Genomic DNA, 5,962 nt, shown 5'->3' with positions numbered 1-5,962 from the left:
GACGATCGACCCGTTCAGCGCTGCAGATGAATTCGAGCATGCCGACGTCGACACTGTGGTCATCTTCGTCGACATCGCGGGGTTCACGGCGTTCACCGAGGCCCACGGTGATCATCGTGCTGCCGAACTGGCGGACCGGTTCGCCACCATAGCCGCGAGGGTCCTCGGGCCCGGCGACGAGATGATCAAGACCCTCGGCGATGCCGTGATGATCACCAGTTCGGACCCCGCCGCGGCGTTGGCTTTCCTTCGGCGACTCCACGACGAAACCCGGCGTATCGACGGCTTTCCGTTGTTGCGCGCAGGCATCTGTGCCGGGGCGGTGGTGAAGCGCCGCGGAGACGTCTTCGGGTCGACGGTCAACACCGCAGCCAGACTGGCCGCCGTCGCCCGGCCAGGTCAGATCGTCGGCAACGCCGAGGCCGCGGCTGCGCGAATACACCTGATCGCGTCGCGACGCTGATANTTGCGCGCAGGCATCTGTGCCGGGGCGGTGGTGAAGCGCCGCGGAGACGTCTTCGGGTCGACGGTCAACACCGCAGCCAGACTGGCCGCCGTCGCCCGGCCAGGCCAAATCGTCGGCAACGCCGACGCCGCTTCCGCGCTTCGGGGAACGGATCTTCTCGCGACGACGTCGTTGGGCTCGCTTCGGTTGCGGAATGTCGGTGCGCTGGTGGAAGCGTTCGCCCTCGACGTCGGAACCCGCCACCAGGAGCACGTCGATCCGATATGTCGGATGCACGTCTCGACAGATGCACAATCGCTGACGATCACGCATGAGGAGGACACTTACCGGTTCTACTTCTGTTCGACGGCCTGTCTACGCCAATTCGCAGACCGCGTTGGCGATATGAGCACATCATCTGGTGACGGGGATTCGGCGTCCATTCAGTCGTTCTTGGGTGAGGTCGCGGTCCCTTTGGGCACGCTGAGGTCCCCGACGAGCGGGCGGGGGGCTGCACCGATGTCGACTCGTTCAACCTCCTGCTAAGGGCCGAAGTTCACCACATGCTCCCGAATGGTGTTCGCCATCAATACTATTCGCGCGAGACGAGACCGGTCGGGCCGTCGCAAGTATCGGACGCCTTGCCTATCGATATCTATCGACGCATAAACGTACCGTCCCGGTTAGGAGCGGACATGACCGGCGAGCACCTTCACGAGCTTCTGCACGACGACCGCCAGCTTCTCGACGTCCTGTACTACCAACTGACTAACTAACTAGTGGAGGGACTGAGTACGGGGAAGTGTCCACATCGCGCGCTGACTGGTCGGGGGCGCGCTGGCGAGCCCGCCGTCCCCCGCGTACGCCTGGCTGTTCTTGACGCCGGGAATCGGCTGCGCTGGCCTAGGAGGAGGGCCGCAACGAGGCGGCGGAGGAGCCCGGACACGGTGTGTAAGCGTTCACTCGCGGGGGGAGGCCAATTTCGGTACGAGCCTTGGCTTGCTCTCCCGCTGTGCCGTGCTGCGGCGACTACCAGTGCCTGTGGCGGATCCGTCTCTGATGGGTGTGCGTGCTTCGGTTCAGCGGCCCGGTCCCATCATGCCGTGACCCATGCCGGGACCCATCATTCCGTGACCCATGCCAGGTCCCATCATCCCGCCGTCCATCATTCCGCTCATCATCGCCGGCATCCCTTCGACGACGAATCCGGTGACTTCGCGGGCATGTTCGCGAATGGCGCTGGTCAGCTCGGGGTCGCTGGAGGTTTCGACCACCACCACGCCGCTGGCTGTGAGCGTGATCTGACGTTGATAATCGGCAGCACGGCGGAACAGGGTGGGCAGGCTTGAGCTCATGCAGGTGACTTCACTGCCCTGATCGAGGTGGGTATACATCGACGAGACGTGGGCCTGCAGTTCGGCGACGAGGTCGGCGGCGTCGGATTCGGTGGTGGTGCGCACCCCGCCGGGAATCTCTTCGACGGTGCGTCGAAGCTCCTGATGCCGCATGAACATGTTCATGTAAGCGCGCATATCCATACCGGTCGCGCCACCCATCCCGGGTTGGGCACGGCTGACAGGTATGTCGATAATGTTGCGCAAGACATACCCCAGGCCGAAGAGGGCCCCACCGGTGGCCAGCATTCTCAGCGCCGCTCGCCTGCTCATTCCGGTCATATCCGATGATCTCCTCGTGCTCTACATGTCGTGGGAATTCGCGTTGTCGGCGAACGCTTGGTGCAAGTTGCTTCCGTCTTAAGGCATTGGCGGCTTCGTGCCCGACGATCGCCGACTTAACGAGACAGTCTGAGATTGCTCCTACCGCAGCGTGAATAGGCTCTTGTGCGCTACGGACGGGGTGTAGTCGGCGTGGTTGTCGGCGGCTGCCACTGGCCGGGACCCCAAGGGCCTGAAGGCCCCATGTTCCCCGGTGACCACGAGCCCTGCGGTCCCATCATGCCCGGGCCCATCATGCCGGGCCCCATCATGCCGGGCGTTCCTTGACATTGCCCCCGATTACCGCCGAAACCGTCGGTGGCCCTGCCGATGAAGAACCCGGAAAAGAACACAACTGCAACGATGAACACTGCTGCGGCGGCGATGCCACTCCACGCCAAGGCGTGGTTCACCCCTCTGCGCTCTCCGGCCCCGGCGATTCGTTCACTTGTCGATTCAGGTGTATCGGTCATGCTTCCAATCTCCTTCGCTGTATCCGATTCTTGAGGTGCACGGTCGAGATCGGAAGAGCACACGTNGATGCCACTCCACGCCAAGGCGTGGTTCACCCCTCTGCGCTCTCCGGCCCCGGCGATTCGTTCACTTGTCGATTCAGGTGTATCGGTCATGCTTCCAATCTCCTTCGCTGTATCCGATTCTTGAGGTGCACGGTCGACCGGCACCGCACGATCCGCCGTCGGCGAGCCCGCGGCACTTGAGTCATCGTGATTCCTGGCTTTCGCGCAGCAGCGTCATTCGCCGCCGAAACTCATCCGCGTCGATGTCACCCTGCGCAAACCGTTGTGCCAAAGCATCTTCGGACCGGAATGAGGCTGCTGAATCAGCACGGTTGCGCTCTGTATCGCTACCGGCGAGATACCGGACGGTTAGCACGACCGCGGTGATCAGGGCGGCCGAGAACAGCACCATCACCGCGCTCATGAGGATCCAGCCGCTCCACCCCCAACCGCCCCACATGCAGCCGTCCGTGCCGTACATCATGGTTGCGAAACCCTTTCACTTGACTGGCCGGGAAATGTCTTACCTGGCACCACGATGAACTGGCAGGGTGCCCCGACGGTAGGGCCGATGTGCCTCAATATGCCCGCCAAAAGTGCGGAAACCCGTGAAGTTCCTGGCTCCGTGGAACGGCATCGACCAACGATCACTTTCCTTGCAGGCTTTTGCCTCGGCCCCAATCTACAATACCCCCACCGGTATCGCGGCGATAGTCTAGGGCCGGACCCAAACAAGGCTTTGGTCATCCGTGGGCGGCGGCAACAGCACGGCCCGGGCGAGCAATGCGCTGGACCGGTTCCAAACGTGAGAAGGACCGTCGGCGCTGCACCTGACGCCGGGCGATCAGCGCAGCGAGAACACGCCCGCGACGGACGCGAATCGCGAACCTGCCATAGGGATATTCGGTTTCGTGCTCCTCGGCCCGTCTGTCGATGTCGGCCCCATCGTTGACCCCGCAACCGCAGGTGACGGTCACAGCTTGGTCACCGTTGCATTCTTTGTCGCGTTGGCTCCGCACGCAGGGCAAAGCACCACCTGGTTGCCGGTGGCGGCCAGCAGCGATTCCGCCGACGCGAACAGGTCCATCGGCTCTGGGCGATTCAGGGAGTAGAACATCTGCTGGCCATCCCGGCGCCCGGTGATCAGGCCGCATGGAATAGGCAGGCCAGATGCGCAGACACAGTCCACTGTGCAATGCCCGACACGCTGATCAGATCCGCCGGCGCCATGCGTTCCCCGGCGCTCGGGATCGACGAGGCAGATCGACTCGCCATTCGGGCGGCTAGTGGTGTCGCTGGCGCCGACGCGGAGGCGTCTTAGGCCAATCTTAGGCCCGCTTAGACGTCAGATCTGCCAGTCCTGGGCTCCGTCGTTTTCGTCGTAGATGCCGACGGAGTTCTTGACGACGACCGGGTCCCCGCTGCCGAAATTGTCGTAGAACCACTGCGCATTCGCCGGGCTCAGGTTAGGGCAGCCGTGGCTGACGTTGCGTTTACCCTGATCAGCCACCGACCATGGCGCACCGTGAACGAAGATGCCAGCGTTGTTGATGCGCACCGCGTCCTGGACCTTGAGCTTGTAACCCTCAGCTGAGTCGACCGGCACACCGTAGGTGGAGGAGTCCATCACCATGTCGGCGAACTTCTCGAGCACGTAGTAGGTGCCGTTGGGCGTTTCGTATCCGGGCTTCCCCAAAGATACCGGCATCGTCTTCTCGAGTGTGCCGTTGCGCATGACCTCCATTTGGAGGGTGGCGTTGTCGATGGTCGCCACCAACGAGTCGCCGGTGCGGAAACTCGATTTCGTGCCGCTGGCATCGATGCTGACCGTGGTGTTGGCGGGCCAGAAGTCGATGGGCCGCCATCTGAGTTGGTTTGCGCTCATCCAGTAGAACTTCCCGGGGACTGCGGGGGTGGAGGAGATGTGGACGGCTCGCTCGGCCAGCGCGCGGTCGGCGATCGGCCGTTGGAAATTGATGATGATGGGTTTGGCGACGCCGACCGTCGAGCCGTTCGTCGGGTTGAACGTGGGGGGAGCGAAGACCGGTGGGCCGAGGTACGGCGCTGGGTTCTGGCCGGCGGGTGTCTCCTCGGCGGCCGTTGACGACGGGCCGGGAAATGGGCCGGATAGCGGAGGGAGGAAGGGATTCGGCGCTGTCGAGTCGGGGACCGTGAGGGGGTCGCCGGGTGTGGGCACGGGTATTTGTGGCTCGGCGGAGGCCGACGGCGCGGTCAGCACGGTCACAGCCGCTAGTGCGGCCGTCATCATGGCCATTAATGGCCTGGGTGGCGGGCACCGCATGCGGGCCTTCTCCCTTCCACTGGTCGCCGGCCGATGCTCGCGGCGGCTGACGACGATTTGTTGCTACGTAGTTTCATAGTAGATGATGTGGCGTCGGGTGCGGCAGCATGGGTGCGGACCTGCGTGGTAGATGAGTAGGTTCGGACACGGTGGATGCGGAGGGTGTCGGACGTCGTGGATGGTGTCACCGCTATCGCTACGTCTGGTCACGTGCTCCTCGCGGTGTTCGTGTCGGCGTTGGCTGGGTTGGTGTCGTTCGCATCGCCCTGCGTGGTACCTCTCGTACCCGGGTATCTGTCCTACCTTGCAGCGGTGGTCGGCGTGGATGACCAGGCGCGTGCCCAGCCGCTGGGCAGGGCACGTCTGCGGTTGGCAGGGGCCGCAGGGTTGTTCGTTGTCGGCTTCACGGCGGTGTTCCTGATGGGAACCGTCGCGATTCTGGGTCTGACGACGACGCTTATCACCAATGGGGTGTTGTTGCAGCGCATCGGCGGAGTCGTCACGATCGTGATGGGTCTGGTGTTCATGGGTTTTTTCCCTGCGCTGCAACGCGACGCACGCTTTACTCCCACGTCGTTGTCCACNGCATCGGCGGAGTCGTCACGATCGTGATGGGTCTGGTGTTCATGGGTTTTTTCCCTGCGCTGCAACGCGACGCACGCTTTACTCCCACGTCGTTGTCCACGCTGTGGGGTGCGCCGGTACTTGGGGCGGTGTTCGGGCTGGGCTGGACCCCGTGTTTGGGCCCGACGCTGACGGGTGTGATCGCTGTGGCATCTGCCAGCGAGGGGCCCAACGTCGTGCGCGGCATCGTGCTCGTCGTCGCCTACTGTGTGGGTCTGGGCGCTCCGTTCGTGCTGTTCGCGCTGGCATCCGGCCGGGCGATGCGGGCACTGGGCTGGCTGCGCCGAAACACCCGGCGAATTCAGGTCTTCGGCGGCGTGCTCCTCGTCGCGGTCAGCAGGGCGATGGAACGAGGTGG

7 protein-coding genes and 2 pseudogenes are annotated in these 5,962 nt (G+C 63.6%); 4 read left to right on the top strand and 5 right to left on the bottom strand.

The genetic code is table 11. From position 1 onward, the window contains the following. A partial coding sequence (locus MCHLDSM_RS35380) for an adenylate/guanylate cyclase domain-containing protein (protein ID WP_234714058.1) occupies window positions 1-463 on the top strand: 463 nt, incomplete at its 5' end. A gap of 30 nt (window positions 464-493) precedes the next feature. Then, window positions 494-991 carry a hypothetical protein gene (locus MCHLDSM_RS40445; RefSeq protein WP_412178256.1) on the top strand — a complete coding sequence of 166 codons (498 nt, stop codon included), beginning with the start codon at window positions 494-496 and terminating at the stop codon, window positions 989-991. Window positions 992-1,524: 533 nt separating this feature from the next. Here MCHLDSM_RS40445 and MCHLDSM_RS17150 read toward each other — a convergent pair. From MCHLDSM_RS17150 to MCHLDSM_RS17135, 5 genes and pseudogenes are all read right to left on the bottom strand, one after another. Next, window positions 1,525-2,121, bottom strand: a complete 597-nt coding sequence (locus MCHLDSM_RS17150; protein ID WP_011767872.1) for a hypothetical protein — start codon at window positions 2,119-2,121, stop codon at window positions 1,525-1,527. A gap of 170 nt (window positions 2,122-2,291) precedes the next feature. Then, on the bottom strand, window positions 2,292-2,633 hold the full coding sequence (locus MCHLDSM_RS39410; protein WP_081437717.1) for a hypothetical protein: 342 nt from the start codon (window positions 2,631-2,633) through the stop codon (window positions 2,292-2,294). 247 nt (window positions 2,634-2,880) lie between these two features. After that, the gene (locus MCHLDSM_RS17145) at window positions 2,881-3,162 is read right to left on the bottom strand and encodes an SHOCT domain-containing protein (protein WP_011767874.1); all 282 of its coding nucleotides are present in this window, start codon (window positions 3,160-3,162) and stop codon (window positions 2,881-2,883) included. 489 nt (window positions 3,163-3,651) lie between these two features. Beyond that, window positions 3,652-3,896: pseudogene (locus tag MCHLDSM_RS17140) on the bottom strand (ArsR family transcriptional regulator); the annotation flags it as partial. Between the two features lie 127 nt (window positions 3,897-4,023). Further along, a complete protein-coding gene (locus MCHLDSM_RS17135) occupies window positions 4,024-4,980 on the bottom strand; it encodes a L,D-transpeptidase (RefSeq protein ID WP_011767876.1) in 957 nt (318 codons plus the stop codon). A 174-nt stretch (window positions 4,981-5,154) separates the two neighbouring features. Between MCHLDSM_RS17135 and MCHLDSM_RS39405 the strand changes: the two are divergent. Beyond that, window positions 5,155-5,564, top strand: a pseudogene (locus MCHLDSM_RS39405) (cytochrome c biogenesis CcdA family protein); the annotation flags it as partial. A gap of 1 nt (window position 5,565) precedes the next feature. Next, window positions 5,566-5,962: cytochrome c biogenesis CcdA family protein (locus MCHLDSM_RS39400; protein WP_234714060.1), on the top strand; the 397-nt coding region annotated here is incomplete at both ends.

The organism is Mycolicibacterium chlorophenolicum (genome assembly GCF_001044235.1).
GTDB lineage: Bacteria > Actinomycetota > Actinomycetes > Mycobacteriales > Mycobacteriaceae > Mycobacterium > Mycobacterium chlorophenolicum.
This window is presented reverse-complemented; position numbering and strand designations above follow the sequence as displayed.